A 23,604-nucleotide genomic window follows, 5' to 3' on the forward strand; every position below is an offset into this window, starting at 1 on the left:
TCAGTCGTCGAAGTGCGTCTTGGAACCGGCGGTCGAGGTCGTGGTGCCGAGTGCTCTCAACGTGGCGTGATCGGTGGCAGCCGCGCGCCCGTCCGGAAAGACGTTCAATTGCAGTCCGGAGTCGTACGCGTACGGAGTGGTGACGTCCAACTGCACTGCGGGCCGCGCGTAGTTGAGCGTGAACGGTTGCATCGTCTCTCCCTGATTAGGCTTTCACGTCCTTATACGAGTCGAACGGGTGATTGGTTTCCTTACGCTCCGTGATCACGCGCCGGAAGCGGCCCGGGACCGTGCCCGAACAAGGAGACGGCACCGTGCTGTTCCGTCGACGCGACCGGGTGGCCGCGGCCCCCGTGGCTCGCCCACGCCCGTGACCCCTCGGCGTACGGGTACCCGGCATCCGGGCAGGGGAGGCCGGCCGTGACCGGGCGGACGGGGGCCCGGGTCAGCGCGCGAGTGCCTCCCTCGCGACCTCCAGGGCTCGCTCCGCGTACGACCGCCCGAACAGCACGACATGCACGAGGAGCGGGAAGAGCTGGTGCAGACCCACCCGCTGGCGCCAGCCGTCCGCCAGTGGGGCCGCCTCCTGGTAGCCGGCGAGGATGCGGTCCAGCTGGGGGCAGCCGAACAGCCGGAGCATCGCCAGGTCGGTCTCCCGGTGTCCGCCGTGCGCGGCCGGGTCGATGAGCCGGACCTCGCCGTCCGCGCCCCACAGCACGTTGCCGTTCCACAGGTCGCCGTGCAGCCGGGCCGGCGGCTCCGGGGGACCCGCCAGTTCCGGCAGCCGCTCGCAGACCCGCTCGAACAGGGCCGCCTCACCGGGGCGGAGCGTGCCCCGGTCGACCGCGCCGCGCACATACGGCAGCACGCGGTGTTCGGCGTACCAGCGGGGCCAGTCGGTGCCCGGCGCGTTGCGCAGGGGCGCGGCCCCGATGTAGGCGTCCTCGGGGCCGCCGGGCGGAGGCGCCCCGAGGTGGGGCGCGCCGGCCGCGTGCAGGGCGGCGAGGGCCCGGCCGAGACGGAGCGCCGCCTCGGGGCCGGGGCTGCCGGTCGCCACCCGCTCGGTCACCATCCAGTCCTCGTCGTGCCCGAGCACCGCCGGCACCCGGACCGCGTCCGCCGCGGCCAGCCAGCGCAGTCCCGCCACCTCGGCGCGCACGGCCCCCGGGCCGTCGCCGCGTTTGACCATCACCGGTGTCCCGCCGTCCAGCAGCACCTCGGCCGGTGACCCCGGCGTCGTGCGCACCCGGCCGGCCGGGCGCCCGGTGAGCCGGGCCGCCACCTGCCCCGGACCCTCGTCCCGATTGACCACGGCCCCAGCGTACGGCCCCAATCGGGCGCACGCGCGCGTCACTTCGGCCTCGTCCCCGCCCGGCCGCACCCGGGGGGAACGTGAGGCGAGGGTGGCGGGGACGGCGCCCCGGGGGGACGCCGGCTCGGCGACATCGGCTCCGCCGGGGCGCGGGCGGTCGTCGCCCGGCGCCTGTTCCCGCCCGGCGGACGGGAGCGTGAGACGAGGGTGGCGCCGCCGACCGGTGCCACCGTACGTCCCGGCCTGGCGGGTTCCGCTCCGCGCCCGGGGGACGTCACCCCGGCGGTGCCGGCCCCGCCGAGGCGCACTTCCGTGCGGCGGGGCTCCGAGCGGCGGCTGACAACCCGCCCCTTGTACGGCGCCGGACACTCGGCCTGCCACCCCCGTACGGAGCCTGACGCTCGGTTCGCCGCCCCCGTACGGTGTCGGGCGGTCGGCCGGCCCCCGTGCGGCACCGGGCGCGCCCGCGCCGGACTCAGCCGGCGACGGGGTGCGACGAGCGGGGCAGCCCCACCGGATTGCCGGGGGGCAGCAGGCCCGAGCCGAGGACGGTGGCGGTCAGCGGTTCCAGCAGGCGGGCCAGGCGCCCTGCGCGCTCGGCTCCCAGCGCGGACCACGGCCCCTCGGCCGCCGCGTCGGTGCGTGCCTCCGTCTCCGCGCGTACCGCGGCCCCCGCGGGCGTGAGCGAGCCGTCCGCCGCGAGCCGGCCGGACGCGCGCAGCCGGGCCACGGCCGCGTCCCAGTCGGACTCCTCCCACTTGCGTGTCGTACGCAGGAACGACCCGTCGGACTCGCCGGCCGCCGCCTTGAGCACCATGGCCTCGACCGGTCCGAGCCCCAGGCTCACCAGCACCGCGACATGCGAGTCGCCCCGGTGCTCGCGGAGGGTCGTCAGAGCCTGCCACAGGCGGGCGGCGGGCCGCTCCGGGCGCTCCAGCGCCTGGTTGGCGGCGGCCAGCACCCGGCCCGTGGTGTCCGCCGCCGTCGCGGCTTCCCAGGCCAGATCCGCGGCCTCGGCGAAGTCGGCCGAGCCGACGGTGTCCGCCCCGAACAGGCGGGTCATCACCGCGTTCATCGCCTCTTCCCGGGCCGCCAGCACGTCCGCCGGGGCCGCGTACCGCCAGGCGTCCGGCAGTGCCCGGGCCACGCGGGCGGGATGGAAGACGTAGAAACAGCTCGTCACCACGGACGGGGGCGCTGCACCGAGGGGGGCGGCGCGCAGGGCGAAATAGCCCATCCAGTAGCCACGCAGACCGAGCCCGTCCGCCGCCCGGTGCGCCTCCGGGGCGAAGTACACGAGGTCGTGCACCGGTTCGTACCGTTCCCACAGTGCCCGCGCCATTCCGTCCGCCACTGCTTCCTCCCACCGCGTCGGCCTGCCGTGCTGTCGGGCACCAGCCTGCGTTATGACGGCTGTCATAACAAGAGGCGGGGTGTCACCGGACCGGCACGCGAACCAGCTCGGTGAACCACATGGCGCCGTCCGGCCCCGGGGTGATCTCGGCCGGACCGGCGTCCGGGCCGGAGGTCGGGAAGTCGGTGACCGTGCCGTCGGCCGCCATCCGCCCGATCCGACCGGCGCCCTGCTCCGCGAACCACAGCGCGCGGTCCGGGCCGGTGGTGATCCCCTGCTGCGGCCCGGCCCGGGCGGGGCCGCGACGCCGGCCAGGGCCACCAGGGCGGCGGCCGACACGGCCGGCAGCCGTCGCGGGACCCTCCCCGCCCCCGGAGTGCTGCACGGCATGCGGCGTCCGCCTCCCCGGTTGGCCCGTACGGGGGCCCCGGGGCAGCCGTACTGGGGCAGACGGGTGGCGTGGTGACCCGGCTGGACGGCTCGGATGGTGGAAGGTGACGGCCTCGCTGACGGTGGTTCATGTCAGGGCCGGGTCCACCCAGCTGATGTGGTATCCGCTGACCGGCCATGGCGGAAGGACATCACTATGCGCTCTGCCCGCATGCTCCTGGCGACCGCGGCTGCCACCGCCGCCCTCTCCTTCGCCACTCCAGGAGCCGCGTTCGCCGTCCCCGCCGGCGATCACGACGACTCCTCGTACAGCAAGGAGCACGACAGCGACTCCGGCCGTGACCACGACAAGGACTCCGACAGCGACCACGACAAGGGCTCCGGCGGGGATCACGACAAGGACTCCGGGAGGGATCAGGACAAGGATTACGGCAACAAGCACGGGGGCGGCCGGGAGCACGACGAGCCGCGCGGCGGAATGCACACGGGTGGCGGAGCACTCGCCGCGGTGCGCGGCGACGACTGGGGTTCGGACCGCGACGACAGCCGGTTCGACCCCGAGACCTACCGCGACAAGGAAGACAAGGGCGACAAGGAAGACAAGGGAAACAAGGGAGAGAAAGGCGGCGGTGAGAAGGGTGGCGGCGGCGGTCACGACAAGGGTGGATGGGGCGACGACCACGAGAAGCCGCGCGGCGGCATGCACACCGGCGGCGGTGCGCTCGCCGCTCCCGGCGCCACCGCGGGCGGCATCGCCGTCCTGGCCGTAGGCGCCGCCGGCGCGTACGCGCTGCGCCGCAAGAAGGCCGTCCAGCCGGCGTCCTGAGGGACGGCACGTCCCAGGGGCTGCGGACGCCGCCGGCGCACGTTCGTGCCGGCGGCCCGTGCCCGGTCCCGGGCGCCGTCCCGGCGGCGCGTGCCTTCCCAGCCCCGCGTCCCTTGCCGCCGTGCCCGAGTGAGGTGGTGTCCGATGGCAGCAGATTCGTCCTCCCCGACCTCCGCGCCGGACGAACACGGTTCCGGCCACGGCGGGCGGCTGACGCTGTGGGGTGTGGCGGTGGCCGTCCTCGCCGTCAGCATGTTCGGCGGTCACCAGCGGCCGGTCCCCACGCCGGGGGCACTGCCCCGTCCCCCGAGCGTGACGGTCGCCGCGCCGGCCGACCCGCACCGGGTCGGCGAGGCGCTGCCCCGGTCCGAGCCGACCCGCCTGCTCATCCCGAAGATCTCCGTCGACGCCCCCTTCACCACCTTGTCCCTCGCCGCCTCGGGCCAGCTCGAGCCGCCACCCGCCGCGGACACCAATCTGGTCGGCTGGTACGCCAAGGGAGCCTCGCCCGGTGAGAAGGGCACCGCGGTCATCGCCGGGCACGTCGACACGGCGGTCTCCGCGGCGGTCTTCGCCGGCCTCGACCGGCTGACGCGCGGCGACCGGTTCTCCGTGGAGCGGGCCGACGGGAGTACCGCCGACTTCGTCGTGGACGACGCCGAGTCCTTCCCGAAGGACGACTTCCCCAGCTCACGCGTGTACGCGGACGCCAGCCGCCCCGAGGTCCGGCTGATCACCTGTTCCGGGGCGTACGACCACTCGGTGCGGGACTACACCGAGAACCTGGTCGTCTTCGCCCACCTGGTCTGAGCCGGAGGGGCGTCCGGCACCGGCACCGGCGTCCCGTGCGCCGGGGCGGCCATGGCCCGCCTGGTGGACTCCGGCCCCACGACCACGGATCGCGGTCACAGGGGGCGCGCGGGTGCCGGGCCGCCGGGCAAGCCGGCCTCCCGGAGGAAGACGGCGCTGATCATCGGAGCGGCGTGCGGCGTGCGGCGTGCGGCGTGCGGCGTGCGGCGTGCGGTCAGGCGGTCCGAGGACGCCGAGCCCCGCACGCCCGCGCAGCGGGCGGCTCCGGCCGGCGTGACCCCGCGCACCCTGGCGGACCTGCGGCTTGTGTCGCGGAGGACGCCATGGAACGCTTCGGTCCGCCGCCCGCGCGCACGGGGCGCGGGCCGGGGCGTGCGACCGGCCGCGGGAACGAACGGGGAGTGGACCGATGGAGCTGGAGCTGCGGCACCTGCGCGTGCTGTGCGCGATAGCGGACGCGGGCAGCGTGGGCCGCGCCGCCGCACAGCTGGGGTACTCGCAGCCCGCCGTGAGCACCCAGCTGCGGCGCATCGAACGCCACCTCGGCGAGCCGCTCTTCGAGCGCGGACCGAGCGGGGTACGGCCGACACGGTACGGCGCCGAGGTCGTCGAGCAGGCCCGGGACGTGCTCACCCGGGCCGCCGCGATAGGACACCGCACCGCCGCCGGCCCTCCGCGCCGGACCCTGCGGGTGGCCGCCACCAACTCACCCATGCTGTCCGGCACGGTCTCCCGCGTCCGCGCCCGGCTGCCGGAACTGTCCCTCGCCGTCACCAGCGTCTACGCCTCCTCGCGGATCGTGGAGCTACTGGAGGAGGGTGCGGTGGACGCCGCCATCGCCGCCGACTACCCCGGCATGGAACTGCGGCACTCGGCCGGTGTCCGGCACCGCGGCATCGTCACCGAACCGACGTTCGTCGCCCTGCCCGCCCGGCACCGGCTCCGGCAGTGCGCGCAAGTACAGCTCGCCGACCTGGCCGAGGACGCCTGGTTCGTCACCCCGGACGACGGCGCGGGCTGGCCCGGCGTGTTCTACGACGCCTGTACGGCGGCCGGCTTCACGCCGCTCACCGTCCACGAGTTCCTCGGCGACCAGACCCAGTTGCAGAGCATGATCGCCGACGGACTCGGCGTCTCCCTCGTCCAGCCGACGCTGCGGCCCGTCCCGCACATCCTGGTGAAACCGCTGGCCGGCTCCCCGCTGTGGTGCCGTTACGTCCTCGCGTGGCGGCCGGACACCGTCGGCGACGCCGTGGCGGAGACGCTGCTGGGGTCCGCCACGGCCGCGTACCGCGACCTCGTCGCCCAGGCCCCGCACCTGCGCACCTGGGCCTCCCGCACCTGGAGCGTCGGAGCGTAGACGCACGGGGACCGCGCGCCGTAGGGGGCAGGGGGCATCACACACGCGCAGCAGAGGCTGGAGCGCCGCGTGTACTTCTTGTCGTCCTTCGCGGACAGCGGCGAGCACGCCGGGGCGGCTGTTCGCGGTACGGGCCCCGGCGTGAACGGGCGGGGCGCGGCGCGATGTTATGAGCGAGCGGTGCCATGTGCTATGTCACACGCCATTGTTGGGGCACAGGCGCGCTGAGACAGTGCGTCACACGCCTCGACACCCCACCGGGGCGCATCCCTTCGTGGAGGAATCCCGATGCGCTATCGATTCGCGCTGCCCGGCCGCGGAGCCGGCCGTCCGGCCACGCGGCTGGCCGGCGCGGCCGCCGTCTGTGTGACCCTGGCCGGCCTGCTGTCCACCCCGGCGCTCGCGGCACCCCCGGGCCGCCCCGGCACGGCCCCCCCGGCCCGCGCGCACCTCACCGTGCCGTCACCCGCCGCCGCGACCACCCTCCCCACCGAGCGTCCCGCGGTCCAGGCCCGGCGCCTCAGCCCGGCCCGGCTCCGGCCCCAGCAGCCCGCGTTCACCCGGCCGGCCGCGAGCACGGCGAAGGCCGTCTCCTGCACCCCGGCCGACTTCGGCAGCCGCACCGGCACCGCGCTCGTGTCCTACGTCAAGGCCGCGACCGCCGACTGCGTCAACACCCTCTTCCCGGTGACGGGCAAGGACGCGTACGACGTCTTCCGCCAGTCCCAGATGCTGAGCGTCGCGAACGCGTTCACGCGCACCGCCGGGCGCTACCGCGGCGACAACTCCGCCGGCCTGCTCCAGCTGGTCCTCTTCCTGCGCGCCGGCTACTACGCGCAGTTCAACCACCCCGGGGACGTGGGCCCGTACACCCCGCGGCTCACCACCGCCGTCACCGCCGGCATGGACACCTTCTTCGCCCGCCCCCACTCCCGTGACGTCTCCGCGGCCAACGGCGACATCCTCGGCGAGACCGTCATCCTCACCGACAGCGCCGACCAGCAGGGCCGCTACCTCTCCGTCTACCGGCGGCTGCTGACCGCCTACGACAGCACGTACGACCCGGTCGACAGCATGGTCAGAGCCGTCAACGACGTCTACACGCCGCTGTGGCGCGGCAACTGGAACCCGGAGTACGTACGGGCGGTCGCGGCCGACCCGCGGATCACCGGCACCCTTTACGACTTCGCGCTGGCCCACACCGACCGGCTCGGCACGCCCCTGGCCTTCCTGGACTCCAACGCCGGGATGAACCTGGCCCGTTACACCGAGCACCCCGAACTGCGGAATGCCGTACGGCCGTTGGTGAAGGACCTGCTGGACCGGACCGCGATCACCGGCCCGACGGCCGGACTGTGGGTGGCGGTGGCCGCGCAGGCCGCCTCCTACGACGGCGCCGACTGCGGCTACTACGACGTGTGCGGCCTGCCGGACAAGCTCGCCCGCGCCGTCCTGCCCGTCACCCGTCACTGCGACGCGAACGTCACCGTCCACGCCCAGGCGCTCACCGCCGCCGACCTCGACGCGGCCTGCGCCGCGGTGCTGCACCAGGACGCCTACTTCCGCGGCATCGTCCGGGCCGACGGCGCGATACCCGGCCAGTACGCCTCCACGCTCCAGCTCGTCGTCTTCGCCAGCCGCGCCGACTACCAGACGTACGCCGGGCCCATGTACGGCATCAGCACCGACAACGGCGGCATGACGCTGGGCGGCGACCCGTCGGACCCGGCGAACCAGCCGATGTCGATCATGTACCAGAAGGACCAGGACGACGGCTTCGCGGCCCGGATCTGGAACCTCAACCACGAGTACACGCACTTCCTGGACGCCCGCGACGACATGCTGGGCGACTTCGGCCGGCAGATCTCGGTGCCGGACGTGTGGTGGATCGAGGGCCTCGCCGAGTACGTCTCGTACAGCTACCGGGGCCTGGCCGACGACCAGGCGGTCCAGGAGGCCGGCAAGCACACGTACCGGCTGAGCACCCTGTTCGGCAGCACCTACAACAACAGCGACGTCACCCGCACCTACCCGTGGGGCTACCTCGCCGTGCGCTACATGCTCGAGAGGCACCCCGACGACGTCCAGCGCATGCTCGCCCGCTTCCGCGTCGGTGACTACGCCGGCGGCTACGCGGTCTACCACGACGGCATCGGCACCCGCTACGACGCCGACTTCGACCAGTGGCTCACCGCGTGCGCCGCGGGCGCCTGCGCGCGGCCGGCCGTGGCCTGACCGCACGCACACGACCGCCCCCGGCCGGGGATCCCGGCCGGGGGCGGTACGCGTACGCGGGGCGCGGGGGATCAGACCGCCGTGGCCGGGTACGTCGGGTACTCCACGCCCGACACGTGCTGGACGACGCGGACGACCTGGCAGGAGTAGCCGAACTCGTTGTCGTACCAGAGGTAGAGGATCGCGTTGTCGCCGTCGACCTTCAGGGCGCCGGCGTCCACGATCGAGGCGTGGCGCGAGCCGATGAAGTCGCTGGAGACCGCGTCGGGCGCCGTGATGAAGTCGATCTGCCGCTTCAGCGGCGAGGTCAGCGACACCTCGCGCAGGTAGTCATGGACCTCCTCACGGGTGGCCTCGCGGGCCAGCTGGAGGTTGAGGATCGCGATGGAGACGTCCGGCACCGGCACCCGGATCGAGCTGCCGCTGATCTTCGCCTTCAGGTCCGGCAGCGCCTTGGCGACGGCGGAGGCGGCACCCGTCTCGGTGATCACCATGTTGAGCGGCGCGGAGCGGCCACGGCGCTCGGACTTGTGGTAATTGTCCAGCAGGTTCTGGTCGTTGGTGAACGAGTGGACGGTCTCCACGTGCCCGCGCAGCACTCCGTACTCGTCGTCCATCGCCTTCAGCGGCGGCACGATCGCGTTGGTGGTGCAGGAGGCGCAGGACAGGATCTGCTCGTCGGGCTTGATCGTGTCGTGGTTGACGCCGTGCACGATGTTCGGGACGTCGCCCTTGCCCGGCGCGGTCAGCACGACCTTCTCGATGCCGGGGCGCAGATGCTTGGACAGGCCCTCGCGGTCGCGCCAGTTGCCGGTGTTGTCGATGAGGATGGCGTCGCGGATGCCGTACTCGGTGTAGTCCAGGTGTGACGGATCGTCGGCGTAGATCACCTTGATCTCGTTGCCGTTGGCGACGATCGTGCTGCTGTCCTCGTCCACCGTGATCGTGCCCTGGAACTGGCCGTGGATGGAGTCCCGGCGCAGCAGCGAGGCGCGCTTGACGAGGTCCCCGGTGCCCCGCCCGCCGCCGCGCACGACGATGGCGCGCAGTCGCAGGCCGTTGCCGGAGCCCGACTTCTCGATCAGCAGACGGGCGACGAGCCGGCCGATGCGGCCGAAACCGTACAGGACGACGTCGCGCGGCTCGCGGCGCTCGACCCGGTCGGCGCCGGTGGCACCGGCGACGGCCTCGGCGGTGAACTCCGCCACGCTCAGGCCGCGCTCGTCGGCCTGGTACAGGGTGGCCAGCATGCCGAGGTCGATCTGTGACGGCCCGAGGTCGAGGGCGGTCAGTGCCTGGAGGAACGGCATCGTCTCGGTGACCGACAGCTCCGCGCCGGCGATCTGGCGGGCGAAGCGGTGAGTCTTGAGGATGCTGACCACCGACTTGTTCACCAGGGAGCGGCTGTGCAGCAGGACGGTCACGTCCCGCTCGCGGTGCAGCTTCCCGATGAGCGGGATCATCGACTCCGCGATCTCCTCGCGGATCTTCCAGTTGGTGAACGAGTCGTCGTTGACAGTCACAGATCCATCTTTCGAGCTAGGCAGCGCTCATATGATAACCACACCCTTTTCGGGGTCTCTGCGGGGGTGGATACGGCCCGGCCCGCGATGACATGATCCGACCGGGTCCGATGAGGTCCGACGGGGAAGGGGCCGCCGATGAGGCTGCACACGCACGAGTGGGGGACCGGCGACCGGATCGCCGTGCTGGTGCACGGGATCATGTCCGACCACCGCACCTGGCACCGGGTCGCACCCGTCCTGGCGGACAAGGGGTACCGCGTCATCGCCGTGGACCTGCGCGGCCACGGTGCGAGCGGCCGGGGTACGTACAGCCCCGAGCACTGGGCCGACGACCTCGTGGAGACCCTCCCCGCGGGAGCGGAGCTGGCGATGGGCCACTCGCTAGGGGCCATGGTCCTGGCCGGCGCCGTGGAACGGCTGGCGCCCGCCCGGGCCGTCTACTGCGACCCCGCCTGGGAGGTGCGCGAGAAACTGGTCGCGGCCTCGGCCTACTTCGCGGCGTTCAAGACCGCCGGCCGTTCCATGATCCGGAACCTCAATCCGCGCTGGGACGACGTGGACGTGGACGTCGAGCTGGCCGCACTGGCCGCCTGGGACCCCGCCACGGCGGCCGTCCTGCCCGGCATCTACGCGGTCGGCCGGACACCGGCCCGCCCGGTGGTGCCCTCGCTGGTGCTGCTGGCCGGCGCGGGCGAACTCCACCGCGCCGGCCTGGACGCCGAGCTGGTCCGGCGGGGCTTCGAGATCCGGACCGTCGAAGGCGCCGGCCACACGCTGTACCGGGACGACTTCGAGGGCTTCATGGGGGCGCTCGACGGCTGGATCTGAACAGCCCCGGAGAACCGTCGCGGCGCGGGCCAGGAAGGCGGCGCCGCTCGGGACGGCGGCGCGCCCCGGGACGGCGGCGCGCCCCGGGCCGGCAGAGGGGTCAGGGCACCGGCGCGGCGCGGTCAGGGCGGCGGGGTCAGCGCGGGTCGAAGACGACGCTGGCGAAGTGTGCGCCGGCGCGCGCCGACCGGCCGGGGGCGAGCCGCAGCGCCGTCCCCTTGCACTTCTTCCGGGTGTAGACGACCAGCGGCTTCTTCGTCCCGTTGTGCGCGCCGCGCGCTTCCTGGGCCATGTCGAAACACCGGTGGCCCGGCGGGTCGCTGATGGCGTACGCCTTGCCGTGCGGACCGACCCAGGTGAACGTGCCGTCGACGGCGAGCGCCGGACCGGCGGCGGTGAGGGCGAGGGTGAGACCGCCGAGCACGGCGGCGAGCGGACGGCACAGGCGCATGGTGGTGTCCTTCGACGAGGGATGAGGGAGCGGACCGGGGACGCACCCGTAATCTGCCACTTCGTACCCACGCGGCGCAGCAGCCGACACGGGCACGTCCACCGTCCGGGTGACGGCGGACCGGAATCCGCGCCCCCACCGCGGTACGCCCGCTGGCCCGGCCACGCCCGGGTGAACGCGGCCGGACCGGCCTCCTTTCGGGGGACCGGCTGTGCGAAGGCCGTGGATCGGGGTAGGCGAGACGCCCGAGGAAGGAAAGGACCGTCTCATGACGACCTACGTGATCAGCGTGCCCGGCACCTTCACCAGCGGGATCGGTGACGATGCCCGTACCCGGCTGGCCCGGGCGCTGCGGCCCGCCGACCCGCACGGCACACGGATGGGCAACGCCGAGGACCTCGACGTGCTCAGCCTCAACGAGGACAACACCTTCACCCTCCGCCTGACCGTCGAGGCGGACACCGGCCCGCACGCCGAGGAGGAGGCGCGCCGGCTCGCGGACTCCGCGCTCCGGGACGCCGGCCTGGACGAGGGGAACGCGCCGCTCGGGCCGGCGATCATCACCGGTATCGACTCCGAGGTCCGCTGACGAGGACCGGGAGTGGGGGCGGGGGGCGGGGGCGGTAGCGCGGTGCCGGTCCGAGGGCCGTCGCCGGGGCACGATGAGCCCGTACGGGTAAAATCTAGGGGTTCGTCGAACATCCAGGCGGCCGGCCGGTCGGCCGCGCGCCACCGCCCCGGCGGAAGTGATCGATGCCCCGCAAACGCTCCACGGACGAAGGCGACGAGCTGCTGGCCAGACTCGGTTCGCTCACCGCCCAGGCGCGTCGGCGCGCGGAGCTCCAGCGCACCCAGGTCGAGCTGGCCATCGCCCTCCAGCGCGGCATGCTGCCCCGGGACCTGCCCACCGCACCCGGTCTCCACCTGGCGGTGCGGTACGCGCCGGCCAACATCGGCCTCCACGTGGGCGGCGACTGGTACGACGCCTTCACCCTGCCCGACGGCCGGATCGGCCTGTCGATCGGCGACGTCCAGGGACACAACATCGAGGCCGCCGCCTTCATGGGCCAGGTCAGGGCCGGACTGCGGGCCCTCGCCTCCGTCACCGGCGAGCCGGGCGAACTCCTGGCCCGCACCAACGACCTGCTGCTCTCCCTGGGCGGCGACCTGTTCGCCACCTGCACCTTCATGCGGCTCGACCCGGCCACCGGCGTGCTGGAGAGCGCTCGGGCCGGGCACATCCCCTTCGTCTGGGCCACGGCCGACGGCAAGTCCGGCGTCGTCGACGACCGGGGCGGCCCGCCGCTCGGCATCGAGCGGGGCGTCGAGTACCCGGTGACCAGGCACCGGCTCACTACCGGCGGAGTGTTCGTCCTGGTCACCGACGGGGTCGTGGAAGGGCCGTCGCTGGACCTGGAGGACGGTCTCCACCAGGTGGTACGCCTTGCGGGCATCGCCGCTGTCGCCGGCCTGGAGGCCCGCGCGCTCGCCGCGGCCGTGATCAAGGGCGCCGAGAGCGTCGGCCACGAGGACGACGCCGCCGTCCTCGTCGTGGGCCTGGAGGCCCCGAGCACCACCCCGGGACGGAGGCCGGCCGGGCATGCCGTGACGTGGTGAGGGGGCGGGCCCGGCATGCCGTCGCCTGCGAGGGCGCCGCGGCCCGGCGGCTCACGGGCGCGGCGACTGAGCCGGTCCTCTGTCAGCCATAGAGGCGGACCGGGCCCGCTCCCGCCTCGCCGAGCCGGGACCGCCGGTGTGAGATGGCTGGTGTGGTGGGTATCGAGGAGCCGCGCTGGCCGGCCGGCCGGGCCGTCCGGATTCTGGGCGTCGCCGGCTGCTACTACGCGGCGGCACAGCTGGGCCTGCTGCGCGATCTCACGGTCGAAGGAGCCGTCGTCACCCCCATCTGGCCGCCGACCGGCGTCGCCGTCGCGGCCCTGCTGCTCCTCGGACCGGGCTGCTGGCCCGGCGTCACACTCGGCGCCTTCTTCGCGGTCCTGTCCCTCACCACGCCCGGCCCCGCGGTGCTCGGCGTGCTCCTCGGCAACACCGCCGCACCCGTGTGCGCGGCGCTCCTGCTGCGCCGGGCCGGCTTCCGCACCGACCTCAGCCGCTTGCGCGACGGACTCGCCCTGGTGTTCCTCGGCGCGCTGACCGCCATGCTGATCAGCGCGACCATCGGCGTCGGCCTCCTCGTGCTGGCGGGCAGCCTGGCCGGTCACAGCTTCTGGATCGTCTGGCTCGCGTGGTGGGTGGGCGACGCGATGGGTGTCCTGATCGTCACCCCGCTCCTGCTGCTCCTGCTGCACGGCGGCCGCCGGCGGTTGCCGCTCGGCCGGTGGAAGGAGGCGACCGCGCTGCTCCTCGCCGCCTGCGCGCTCGTACCGCTGGCGGCCTACAGCTCGAACAGCCTGCTCTTCCTCGTCTACCCGCTCATCATCTGGGCCGCCCTGCGGTTCCAGCTGGCGGGCAGCGTCATGTGCGCGCTGCTGACCTCCGTGGTGGCCACCCTCGCCGCGACCGACGAGGCGGGGGCGTTCGCGGGGCTGAGCCGGATCGAGGTCCTGGTCAAGCTCCAGGCGTTCAACGGTGCCACGGCCCTCACCGCGCTGCTGCTGTCCGCCTTGATCATCGAGCAGCGCAACACGCGGCGCTCGGTCGAGCGGGCCTGCCAGGAGCTGGTCGAGGTACTGGAACACCTCACCGCGGGCGAGGCCCCGCCACCGAAGCCGCAGAACGGGCCGAGCGGTACCGTCGACGACCGGGACCGCCGGTCCGAGGCACCGTGAGCGCGGTCCGGCGCCTGCCGGCCGGCCTCAGTCCTCCGAGCGGTGCACCGGCCCTTCGTCCCCACTGTCCGGCTCCACGGCCGGCTCCGCCGCCCCGGGGTCCTGGCGGGAGCGGACCGGCGGGTGCGCGGCGCCGGTGGCGCCGGGCCGGCCGCCACTGGTCGTGCCGTAGCCCCCGGGGATCCCCGGCGGGGTGTCCGCGGCGGCCGCCGCCTCGCTGATGTGGCGCCGCGCCCTTACCCCCGCCCTGCGCTCCGGATACGGGTAGTCGAACGGTTCGGCGGAGGCGCGCTCGCGGTCCGCCTCGAGCTGCCGGCGCGCGGCCCGCTCGGCCGCCGTCGCCTTCTCGTCCTGTCGGTCACGGTCGTCGTTCCTCATACGGCGCCGAGTACCCGTGGGACGGCCGCCGCCAACGTCCGTCCCCGGCGTGTCGACCGGCCGCCCGGGGGCACTGGGAGACGATGGAGAGAGCCGGCACGGGCACGGGGCCCGGCCGGGAGGAACAGAGGCGGCATGGAACAACGGCCGGTGACGGAAAGGCCGGACGAGGCCGGCACGAGGCCCTCGCCCACCCCGGCCGGCCCGCCCCCGCCGACCCCCGCACCCGCGAGCCGGCCCTCGCCACCGCCCGCCCCCACCAGGCGTACCGCTCCCGCCTCCCGTCCCGGCGCCGAAGACGTGCGGCGCCGGGTTCCCCGTACCGATGTACTGCTGCGGGAGCCCCGGCTGGCCGCGGCCGTGGAGCGGCTCGGTGTCGGGCTGGTGAAGGCCGCTGTCCGGCAGGCGCAGCAGCGCGCCCGGGAGGGGAACGTGCCGGTGGAGCTGGTGCCGGAGACGGCCCTGGGCCTGCTGCCGGGGAGCGCGGGCGGTCTGCGGCCGGTGATCAACGCCACCGGGGTGCTGCTCCACACCAACCTGGGGCGCGCCCCGCTGTCGGCCGCGGCCCGGCAGGCGGTCGCGGAGGCCGCCGGGCCCACGGACGTCGAACTCGACCTGGCCACCGGGGTGCGTGCCCGCCGGGGGCGTTCCACGCTCGCCGCGCTGCGGGCGGGCGTGCCGGCCGCCGCAGCCGCGCACGTCGTCAACAACGGAGCCGCCGCGCTCGTGCTGGCCGCCACCGCCCTCGCGGCCGGCAAGGAGATCATCGTCAGCCGGGGCGAGATGGTGGAGATCGGCGACGGATTCCGCCTGCCCGACCTGCTCGTCTCGACCGGGGCCCGGCTCCGCGAGGTGGGTACGACCAACCGCACGGCCCCCGCCGACTACGCCGCCGCCGTGGGCCCCGACACGGGCTTCGTGCTCAAGGTGCACCCGTCCAACTTCCGCATCACCGGGTTCACCCGGTCCGCCGAGGTCACCGACCTGACAGGGCTCGGGGTTCCCGTCGTCGTCGACATCGGCTCCGGCCTGCTCGCGCCGCACCCCGCCCTGCCCGCGGAACCCGACGCCGACACCCAGCTGCGCGCGGGTGCCGCCCTCGTCACCGCCAGCGGCGACAAACTGCTAGGCGGCCCCCAGTGCGGGCTCCTGCTGGGCCGGGAGGACCTGGTCGGCGCGCTGGCCCGGCATCCCCTGGCCCGCGCGCTCCGCGTCGACAAACTGACCCTGGCCGCCCTGGAGGCCACCCTCACCGGACCGCCCACCCCGACCGCCCTCGCCCTCACAGCCGACCCGGCCCTCCTCGGGGCCCGCGCCGCCCGCCTCGCCGCGGACCTGTCCGCCGGCGGAATCGACGCGCGACCCGTCGACAGCGCCGCCACGGTCGGCGGCGGAGGCGCCCCCGGCGTCACCCTGCCCAGCGCGGCACTGTCCCTGCCCGCGCCGTACGCCGCCGTACTGCGCACCGGCCGGGACCCGGTCGTCGGGCGCCTGGAGGGCGGCCGCTGCCTGCTGGACCTACGGGCGGTGCCCCCGCAGGACGACGCACGCCTGGCGGAGGCCGTACGGGCGGCCCGGGCCGCCGTGGAAGGAGGGCGGTGATGCGGGTCCTCGCCACCGCCGGCCATGTCGACCACGGCAAGTCCGCGCTGGTCCGGGCGCTCACCGGGATGGAGCCCGACCGGTACGAGGAGGAGCGCCGCCGCGGACTGACCCTGGACCTGGGCTTCGTGTGGACCCGCGTCGGGGAGGAGGCCCTCGCCTTCGTCGACGTACCCGGGCACGAGCGCTTCGTACCGACCATGCTGGCCGGTGCCGGGCCCGTGCCCGCCGTGCTGTTCGTGGTCGCCGCCGACCAGGGCTGGCAGCCGCAGTCCGCCGAACACCTCGCCGTCCTGGACGCGCTCGGCGTCCGGCACGCCGTCCTCGCGGTGACCCGCAGCGACCTCGCCGACCCGGAACCGGTGCGTGCCGACGCGGTCGAACGCCTGGCCGCGACCTCCCTCGGCAAGGCCCCGGCGGTCGCCGTCAGCGCGGTCACCGGGGCCGGGCTGGACGATCTGCGGGCCGAGCTGGCCGCCCTGGCCGGCCGGCTGCCCGTACCCGACACCGGAGCCGACGTCCGCCTGTGGCTCGACCGGGCGTTCACCGTCCGCGGCCACGGCACCGTGGTGACCGGCACGCTCGGGGCCGGCACCCTGCGCGTCGGCGACCGGCTGGTCACCGGGGACGGGCCGGCCGTGCTGCGGGTCCGCGGCCTCCAGAGCCTGCACGAGGAGCGGACGGCCGTCGGCGCGGTGGCCCGTGTCGCCGTCAACGTGCACGGTCCGGGCGCCGGCACCCTGCGCCGCGGCGAGGTCCTGCTGACCCCGGACCGCTGGCTGCGTGCCGAGGTGATCGACGTCCGGGTCACCGGGGAGCCGGTGGCCGAGCTGCCCCGGGGCGTCACCCTGCACATCGGGACGGCGGCCGTGCCGGTGACCGTCCGCCCGCTCGGCCCGGACACCGCCCGGCTCACCCTCGGCCGGGGGCTGCCCCTGCGGGCCGGTGACCGCGCCGTGCTGCGGGAACCGGGCGGCGGCCGTCCGCCCTGCGGGGTGACGGTCCTCGACGTACGGCCGCCCCGGCTGGCCCGGCGCGGCGCCGGCCGCGCCCGCGCGGCCGAGCTGGACACCATGACCGGCCGCCCCGACGGCGCTGCCGAGCTGCGCCGCCGCAAGCTGGTCCGGCGCGCCGACCTGCGGGCGATGGGCATCCCGGCGCCCGGCGACCCCGTCGCCGGGGACTGGCTGGCCGACCCGGCGCACTGGCAGGCCCTCGCGGTCAGGCTGGCCGAGGAGACCGGCCGGCACGCCCGCGCGCACCCGCTGGAGCCCGGCCTGCCCGCCGAGGCGGCCCGCCGGTTGCTCGGCCTTCCCGACCGGGCCCTCGTCGACGCGCTGGCCGCGGCCCAGCCCCGGGTCCGGGCCCACCAGGGCCGGCTGTACCCCGCCGACCGTCCCGGGCCCGCCCTGCCCGGGCCGGTCCGGGCGGCCGTGGACGCCGTACGCCGGGACCTCGCCCGTACGCCGTTCCGCGCGCCCGAGGCCGGGCGGCTGGCCGAACTGGGGCTCGACCGGCGGGCGCTGGCCGCCGCGGCGGCAGCCGGGGCGCTGCTGCGCATCGCCGACGGGATCGTGCTGCTGCCCGGCGCGGACGCGGGGGCCGCCGCCGTCCTGGCCCCTCTGCCGCAGCCGTTCACGCTCAGCGAGGCCCGCCGCGCCCTGGACACCACCCGCCGGGTGGCCGTACCGCTGCTGGAGTTCCTGGACGCCGGAGGCTGGACCGAGCGCGTCGACGACCGGCGCCGGCGATGCCGGGCTCCGGCGGGGGACGGAGGCGGACGGGAATCGAACCCGCCTGCCCGAGATCCTCGGGCACCTCGGTTTTGAGGACCGGGAGGGCCACCAGGCACCCACACGCCTCCACCGCTCGACAGGCTACTGCCCCAGGAGATCACCGGTATGACACCGACACCGACGCACCGGGCGCCCGTACGGCTCACCCAGTTCGCCCACGGAGGCGGCTGCGCCTGCAAGATCCCGCCCGGTGAACTGGAGGACGTGATCGCGGGACTGACCGCGGCACCGCCGGCCGGCGGCGACACCCCGCTGCTCGTCGGGCTCGCCACCGGCGACGACGCGGCCGTGGTCGGTCACCGGGGGAGCGCCCTGGTGTGCACGGCCGACTTCTTCACCCCGGTCGTGGACGACCCCTACGACTGGGGCCGCATCGCCGCCGCCAACGCCCTGTCCGACGTGTACGCGATGGGCGGCCGGCCCGTGCTCGCCGTCAACCTGCTGGCCTGGCCGCGCGACCGGCTCCCCTTCGACCTCGCCCGTGAGGTGCTGCGCGGCGGCCTCGACATCGCCACCGAGGCCGGCTGCCACGTCGGCGGCGGGCACAGCGTGGACGACCCCGAGCCGAAGTACGGCATGGCCGTCACCGGCATCGCCGACCCCGGGCGGCTGCTGCGCAACGACGCCGGCCGCCCGGGGGTGCCGCTGTCGCTGACCAAGCCGCTCGGCCTCGGCGTGCTGAACAACCGGCACAAGGCCACCGGTGAGCGGTTCGAGCAGGCCGTCGCCACGATGACGGCGCTCAACCGGGACGCCTCCGAGGCCGCCCTGGCCGCGGGGGCCGTCTGCGCGACCGATGTCACCGGCTTCGGTCTCCTGGGCCATCTGCACAAGCTGGCCAGGGCCTCCGGGGTCACCGCCGTGATCGACACCGCCGCCGTCCCGTACCTGGACGGCGCCCGGGAGGCCGTACGGGACGGGTACGTCAGCGGCGGCACCCGGCGCAACCTGGAGTGGGTCGCGCCGCACACCGACTTCGGGGACGCCGACGAGGACACCCGGCTGCTGCTCGCCGACGCGCAGACCTCCGGCGGGCTGCTCGTCGCCGGGGAGGTGCCCGGGGCGCCGGTGGTGGGGGAGCTGGTGCCGCTCGGGAGCCGGTCGATCGTGCTCAGGTGAAGTCGCGGCAGGTGACGTGGTGCGCGGGTGACGTGGTGCGCGGGTGACATCGTGCTCGGATGACGCCATGCTCGGGTGACGCTGCTCACTGCGGTGGGTCGGGCGTCGCCCGGGGTGACGGTCCCGCGCCGGTCCGCCCGCCCGACGGCAGGGCACGACGGACGGCGATATCCGGCCGGGACCTGACGGCGGCGGGCCTCCGGCGACCCTGGTGAGAGAGGCCGACGCATCTCCGGCGCGCACCCGCAGATCCGGGCGAAAACTATCCGGATACCCCGCTTCGCGATCCTCACACCTGCGGTGCGCGAGTTGTTTTCCCGGGCCGGAAGTGTTGGCCGATTACTTTGTCCCAGCCTGCGGAAGTGGGTTAGCCTGCGGCGTATTTTTCTCATCATGCAAATCCGTGAACTGCGGAAATGCACACACCAACGGTCGGGTCGCAGCACGCTCCCGGCCGCGGTTCCGAGTCCTCGGCGCGGGGGCTCTAGGGGAGCGGATCGAGGGTGCGCATGGCCGGCAAGGCGACCGGGACGACCGAAGCGGTCCCGGGTGACCACGAACTGAGACGACTGCTCGCGGGATTGACCGCGGTGCGGGACGGAGACTTCGGCACACGGCTGCCCGACGACTCCACCGGTCTCATGGGCGACATCGCCACTGTCTTCAACGGGATGGTCGACCAGCTGTCCGTGTTCACCTCCGAGGTCACCCGGGTGGCCCGTGAAGTGGGTACCGAGGGCACCCTCGGCGGGCAGGCGCAGGTACCGGGCGTCTCCGGCACGTGGGCCGATCTGACCGACTCCGTCAACGCGATGGCGGGCAACCTGACCACGCAGGTCCGGGACATCGCCCAGGTCGCCACCGCCGTGGCCAAGGGCGACCTGTCGCAGAAGATCGACGTGGACGCGCGCGGCGAGATCCTTCAGCTGAAGGAGACCGTCAACACGATGGTGGACCAGCTGTCGGCGTTCGCGGACGAGGTGACCCGGGTGGCCCGCGAGGTGGGCACCGAGGGCCGCCTCGGCGGCCAGGCCCAGGTCCCCGGCGTCGCCGGCGTGTGGCGGGACCTCACGGACTCGGTCAACTTCATGGCCGGCAACCTGACGGCGCAGGTCCGCAACGTCGCCCAGGTGACGACCGCGGTGGCGCAGGGCGACCTGTCGCAGAAGATCACCGTGGATGCCCGGGGCGAGATCCTGGAGCTGAAGAGCACCATCAACACGATGGTGGACCAGCTCTCCGCGTTCGCCGACGAGGTGACCCGTGTCGCCCGTGAGGTGGGCACCGAGGGCCGGCTCGGGGGGCAGGCCGACGTCAAGGGCGTCAAGGGCACCTGGCGGGACCTGACCGACTCGGTGAACTTCATGGGCGGGAACCTGACGGCGCAGGTCCGCAACGTCGCCCAGGTGGCCACCGCGGTGGCGCAGGGCGACCTGTCGCAGAAGATCACCGTGGATGCCCGGGGCGAGATCCTGGAGCTGAAGAACACCATCAACACGATGGTGGACCAGCTCTCCGCGTTCGCCGACGAGGTGACCCGTGTGGCCCGCGAGGTGGGCACCGAGGGCCGGCTCGGCGGCCAGGCCCAGGTGCGCGGCGTGGCCGGCACCTGGAAGGACCTCACCGACAACGTCAACGTGATGGCCTCCAACCTGACCGGCCAGGTCCGCTCCATCGCCCAGGTCGCCACGGCCGTGGCCCGGGGCGACCTGTCGCAGAAGATCACCGTCGAGGCCAAGGGCGAGGTCGCCGCGCTCGCCGACGTCATCAACACCATGGTCGACACGCTGTCGGCGTTCGCCGACGAGGTGACCCGTGTGGCCCGCGAGGTGGGCACCGAGGGCCGGCTCGGCGGCCAGGCGCACGTGCCCAATGTGGCCGGCACCTGGAAGGACCTCACCGACAACGTCAACTCCATGGCCAACAACCTCACCGGCCAGGTCCGCAACATCGCGCTGGTGACCACCGCCGTGGCCAAGGGCGACCTGTCGAAGAAGATCGACGTCGACGCCCGCGGCGAGATCCTCGAACTGAAGACCACCATCAACACGATGGTCGACCAGCTCTCCGCGTTCGCCGACGAGGTCACCCGCGTGGCCCGCGAGGTGGGCACCGAGGGCCGGCTCGGGGGCCAGGCCGAGGTCGAGGGCGTCTCCGGCACCTGGAAGCGCCTCACCGAGAACGTCAACGAACTCGCCGGCAACCTCACCCGGCAGGTCCGCGCCATCGCCGACGTGGCCAGCGCGGTCGCCGAGGGCGACCTGACGCGGTCCATCACCGTCGACGCCTCGGGCGAGGTGGCCGACCTCAAGGACAACATCAACTCCATGGTGGAGTCCCTGCGCGAGACCACCCGGGCCAACCAGGAACAGGACTGGCTCAAGACCAACCTCGCCCGGATCTCCGGCCTCATGCAGGGCCACCGCGACCTGCCGGTCGTCGCCGAGCTGATCATGGACGAGCTGGTGCCGCAGGTGTCCGCCCAGTACGGCGCCTTCTACCTCGCCGAGGACGGTACGGCCGGACCCGAGCTGCGGCTCGTCGGCGCCTACGGGCGGCCCGAGGCGGACTCCCGGCCCGTCCGTATCCCGTTCGGCCGCTCCCTGGTCGGCCAGGCCGCGCGCAGCCGCCGTACGATCGCCGTGGACCAGCTGCCGCCCGGGTACGTCACCATCTCCTCCGGGCTCGGACGGGTGGAGCCCACCGCGCTGCTGCTGCTGCCCATCGTCTTCGAGGAGCAGGTCCTCGGCGTCATCGAACTCGCCGCGGTCACCCGGTTCACCACGGTCCAGCGGGACTTCCTCCAGCAGTTGGTCGACACCATCGGCGTGAACGTCAACACGATCGTCGCCAACGCCCGCACCGACGAACTCCTCGAGGAGTCGCAGCGGCTGACCAGCGAACTCCAGTCCCGTTCCGCCGAGTTGCAGGCCCGCCAGGAGGAACTCCAGCAGTCCAACGCAGAACTGGAGGAGAAGGCCTCCCTGCTGGCCGACCAGAACCGGGACATCGAGGCGAAGAACCTCCAGATCGAGCAGGCCCGGCAGGAACTCGAAGCGCGCGCCCAGCAGTTGTCGCTCGCCTCGAAGTACAAGTCCGAGTTCCTGGCGAACATGAGCCACGAGCTGCGGACCCCGCTGAACAGCCTGCTCATCCTGGCCCAGCTGCTGGCCCAGAACCCCTCCCGCAACCTCACCCCCAAGCAGGTCGAGTACGCGGGCATCATCCACTCCGCCGGCTCGGACCTGCTCCAGCTGATCAACGACATCCTGGACCTGTCCAAGGTCGAGGCCGGCAAGATGGACGTGGCGCCCGAACGCGTCTCGCTGCGCCAGCTCATCGAGTACGTCGAGGCCACCTTCCAGCCGATGACGTCGCAGAAGAGCCTGGACTTCACCATCACCACGGCGCCCGGTGCCCCCGCCGACCTGCTCACCGACGACTCCCGGCTCCGGCAGATCCTGCGCAACCTGCTGTCCAACGCCGTGAAGTTCACCGAACAGGGCGGCGTCGAGCTGCGCGTCGAACCCGCCGCGGACGACGAGGTGCCCCCGGGCGTGATGCGCGGCGGGGCGATCGTCGCCTTCCGGGTGAAGGACACCGGCATCGGCATCCCCGAGCAGCAGCTGGAGACCATCTTCGGCGCGTTCCAGCAGGCCGACGGCACCACCAGCCGCAAGTACGGCGGCACCGGGCTCGGCCTGTCCATCACCCGGGAGATCGCCCACCTGCTCGGCGGCGCCGTCACCGTGGACAGCACTCCCGGCAAGGGCAGCACCTTCGCCCTCTTCCTGCCCGTCGCCCGGCCGGACTTCGAGGAGCACCTGCGCGGCGGACGCCCCGCCCCGCACCCCGCCGAACCGGAGCGGACGGAACTCACGCCCGGGCAGGAGGCGCCCCTCGGGCTGCCGCCGGCCACCGCGAGGCGGGAGCGCCCGCGCCGCCTGCTCGTCGTGGAGGAACGCCCGCGCGGGCTGCTCACGCTGGTCGCCGAGAGCGTGATCGGGGACCTCGCGCACAGCCGCGCCGACGGCGGCGGCACGCCCGTCGACATCATCACCGCGGTCGGTGCCCAGGAGGCGGCCGGTGCCCTGGCGGACGAGCCGTGCCACTGCGTCGTGGTGGAACTCGGCACGCCCGACGGGGAGTCGGCCCGCTTCCTGGAGGCCCTGCGCGGCGACTCCGCCCTGACGAGCGTCCCGGTGCTGGTGCACGTCTCGCACCGCACCGACCCCCTCACCGAGGAGCCCGCGGGCGGTTCGCTGGAGTACCTGTTCAGCCTGGACGAGCTGCGCGAGCGGATCGCGCTGCACCTGTCGGCCGAGGAGCCCGGCGAGGTGCTCACCCTCGTCCGCGGGGACGAGCCCCAGCACTCGGCGCCGCATCTGGGCGACGACCACACCCGCGGCCGTACCGTCCTCGTCGTGGACGACGACGCCCGCAACCTGTTCGCGCTCAGCGGCATCCTGGAGCTGCACGGCTTCCGGGTGCTGCACGCGGAGAACGGCCGCAAGGGCATCGACACCCTGGTGAACAACCCGGACGTCGAACTCGTCCTGATGGACGTGATGATGCCCGAGATGGACGGGTACACGGCCACGGCGGAGATCCGCAAGATGTCGCAGTACGCTGATCTGCCGGTCATCGCGGTGACCGCCAAGGCCATGCAGGGCGACCGGGAGAAGAGTCTGGCTTCCGGCGCCAGCGACTACGTCACGAAACCGGTGGACACCAATGACCTCATCGCCTGTGTCCGGCGCTGGCTCCCCGCATGAGGAGCACACGGCGAGCCCGTCCGTCCACAGGTCTAGGAGTACGGATCCGGTGA

The 23,604-nt window shown here is 73.9% G+C and carries 18 protein-coding genes, 1 tRNA gene and 1 pseudogene; 12 read left to right on the plus strand and 8 right to left on the minus strand.

The genetic code is table 11. The features are described 5' to 3' along the window. The 4 genes from tgmA to AB0F03_RS21710 form a co-directional block, all read right to left on the minus strand. Window positions 1–192 (minus strand): putative ATP-grasp-modified RiPP, encoded by a 192-nt coding sequence (tgmA, locus tag AB0F03_RS21695; RefSeq protein WP_361994340.1) that lies wholly within the window; start codon window positions 190–192, stop codon window positions 1–3. A gap of 253 nt (window positions 193–445) precedes the next feature. After that, complete coding sequence (locus AB0F03_RS21700) at window positions 446–1,282, minus strand: fructosamine kinase family protein (protein ID WP_361994723.1); 837 nt, start codon at window positions 1,280–1,282, stop codon at window positions 446–448. A 505-nt stretch (window positions 1,283–1,787) separates the two neighbouring features. Then, window positions 1,788–2,666, minus strand: a complete 879-nt coding sequence (locus tag AB0F03_RS21705; protein WP_361994343.1) for a hypothetical protein — start codon at window positions 2,664–2,666, stop codon at window positions 1,788–1,790. 82 nt (window positions 2,667–2,748) lie between these two features. After that, on the minus strand, window positions 2,749–3,051 hold the full coding sequence (locus AB0F03_RS21710) for a hypothetical protein (protein ID WP_361994346.1): 303 nt from the start codon (window positions 3,049–3,051) through the stop codon (window positions 2,749–2,751). A gap of 201 nt (window positions 3,052–3,252) precedes the next feature. On the opposite strand from AB0F03_RS21710, the gene AB0F03_RS21715 reads away from it, so the two are divergent. The 4 genes from AB0F03_RS21715 (at window position 3,253) to AB0F03_RS21730 (ending at window position 8,287) form a co-directional block, all read left to right on the plus strand. Beyond that, a complete protein-coding gene (locus AB0F03_RS21715; protein WP_361994348.1) occupies window positions 3,253–3,882 on the plus strand; it encodes a hypothetical protein in 630 nt (209 codons plus the stop codon). A gap of 144 nt (window positions 3,883–4,026) precedes the next feature. Continuing rightward, on the plus strand, window positions 4,027–4,692 hold the full coding sequence (locus AB0F03_RS21720) for a class F sortase (RefSeq protein WP_361994351.1): 666 nt from the start codon (window positions 4,027–4,029) through the stop codon (window positions 4,690–4,692). Between the two features lie 409 nt (window positions 4,693–5,101). Then, window positions 5,102–6,052 (plus strand): LysR family transcriptional regulator, encoded by a 951-nt coding sequence (locus tag AB0F03_RS21725; protein ID WP_361994354.1) that lies wholly within the window; start codon window positions 5,102–5,104, stop codon window positions 6,050–6,052. A gap of 288 nt (window positions 6,053–6,340) precedes the next feature. Next, window positions 6,341–8,287 carry a collagenase gene (locus tag AB0F03_RS21730; protein WP_361994357.1) on the plus strand — a complete coding sequence of 649 codons (1,947 nt, stop codon included), beginning with the start codon at window positions 6,341–6,343 and terminating at the stop codon, window positions 8,285–8,287. Between the two features lie 71 nt (window positions 8,288–8,358). Here AB0F03_RS21730 and AB0F03_RS21735 read toward each other — a convergent pair whose 3' ends face one another. Further along, a complete protein-coding gene (locus AB0F03_RS21735; protein WP_361994360.1) occupies window positions 8,359–9,810 on the minus strand; it encodes a glyceraldehyde-3-phosphate dehydrogenase in 1,452 nt (483 codons plus the stop codon). Window positions 9,811–9,948: 138 nt separating this feature from the next. On the opposite strand from AB0F03_RS21735, the gene AB0F03_RS21740 reads away from it, so the two are divergent. Further along, complete coding sequence (locus tag AB0F03_RS21740; protein ID WP_361994363.1) at window positions 9,949–10,641, plus strand: alpha/beta hydrolase; 693 nt, start codon at window positions 9,949–9,951, stop codon at window positions 10,639–10,641. Window positions 10,642–10,777: 136 nt separating this feature from the next. Here the strand turns inward: AB0F03_RS21740 and AB0F03_RS21745 are convergent, their stop codons facing one another. After that, window positions 10,778–11,092 carry a hypothetical protein gene (locus AB0F03_RS21745; RefSeq protein WP_361994366.1) on the minus strand — a complete coding sequence of 105 codons (315 nt, stop codon included), beginning with the start codon at window positions 11,090–11,092 and terminating at the stop codon, window positions 10,778–10,780. A 268-nt stretch (window positions 11,093–11,360) separates the two neighbouring features. On the opposite strand from AB0F03_RS21745, the gene AB0F03_RS21750 reads away from it, so the two are divergent. From AB0F03_RS21750 to AB0F03_RS21760, 3 genes are all read left to right on the plus strand, one after another. Then, window positions 11,361–11,681, plus strand: a complete 321-nt coding sequence (locus tag AB0F03_RS21750; protein ID WP_361994369.1) for a hypothetical protein — start codon at window positions 11,361–11,363, stop codon at window positions 11,679–11,681. A gap of 164 nt (window positions 11,682–11,845) precedes the next feature. Beyond that, on the plus strand, window positions 11,846–12,709 hold the full coding sequence (locus AB0F03_RS21755) for a PP2C family protein-serine/threonine phosphatase (RefSeq protein ID WP_361994371.1): 864 nt from the start codon (window positions 11,846–11,848) through the stop codon (window positions 12,707–12,709). Between the two features lie 143 nt (window positions 12,710–12,852). Next, window positions 12,853–13,881, plus strand: coding sequence for an MASE1 domain-containing protein (locus AB0F03_RS21760; protein WP_361994374.1), 1,029 nt, complete (start codon window positions 12,853–12,855; stop codon window positions 13,879–13,881). 27 nt (window positions 13,882–13,908) lie between these two features. On the opposite strand, the gene AB0F03_RS21765 is transcribed toward AB0F03_RS21760, so the two are convergent. After that, window positions 13,909–14,259 carry a hypothetical protein gene (locus AB0F03_RS21765; protein WP_361994376.1) on the minus strand — a complete coding sequence of 117 codons (351 nt, stop codon included), beginning with the start codon at window positions 14,257–14,259 and terminating at the stop codon, window positions 13,909–13,911. Between the two features lie 135 nt (window positions 14,260–14,394). Between AB0F03_RS21765 and selA the strand changes: the two genes are divergently transcribed. Continuing rightward, a complete protein-coding gene (gene selA / locus AB0F03_RS21770; RefSeq protein ID WP_361994379.1) occupies window positions 14,395–15,861 on the plus strand; it encodes an L-seryl-tRNA(Sec) selenium transferase in 1,467 nt (488 codons plus the stop codon). Continuing rightward, window positions 15,861–17,597 (plus strand): annotated as a pseudogene (locus AB0F03_RS21775) (SelB C-terminal domain-containing protein); the annotation flags it as partial. The gene selA and the pseudogene AB0F03_RS21775, both read left to right, overlap by 1 nt. Before the next feature lie 35 nt (window positions 17,598–17,632). Here AB0F03_RS21775 and AB0F03_RS21780 read toward each other — a convergent pair. Then, window positions 17,633–17,725 (minus strand) — tRNA-Sec (locus tag AB0F03_RS21780). Between the two features lie 37 nt (window positions 17,726–17,762). Here AB0F03_RS21780 and selD point away from each other — a divergent pair. Both selD and AB0F03_RS21790 read left to right on the plus strand, forming a co-directional pair. Beyond that, on the plus strand, window positions 17,763–18,776 hold the full coding sequence (selD, locus tag AB0F03_RS21785; protein ID WP_361994382.1) for a selenide, water dikinase SelD: 1,014 nt from the start codon (window positions 17,763–17,765) through the stop codon (window positions 18,774–18,776). A 509-nt stretch (window positions 18,777–19,285) separates the two neighbouring features. Continuing rightward, on the plus strand, window positions 19,286–23,551 hold the full coding sequence (locus AB0F03_RS21790; RefSeq protein WP_361994384.1) for a HAMP domain-containing protein: 4,266 nt from the start codon (window positions 19,286–19,288) through the stop codon (window positions 23,549–23,551). Window positions 23,552–23,604: the final 53 nt, after the last annotated feature.

It is taken from the genome of Streptomyces sp. NPDC028722, assembly GCF_040637655.1.
Classification (GTDB): domain Bacteria; phylum Actinomycetota; class Actinomycetes; order Streptomycetales; family Streptomycetaceae; genus Streptomyces.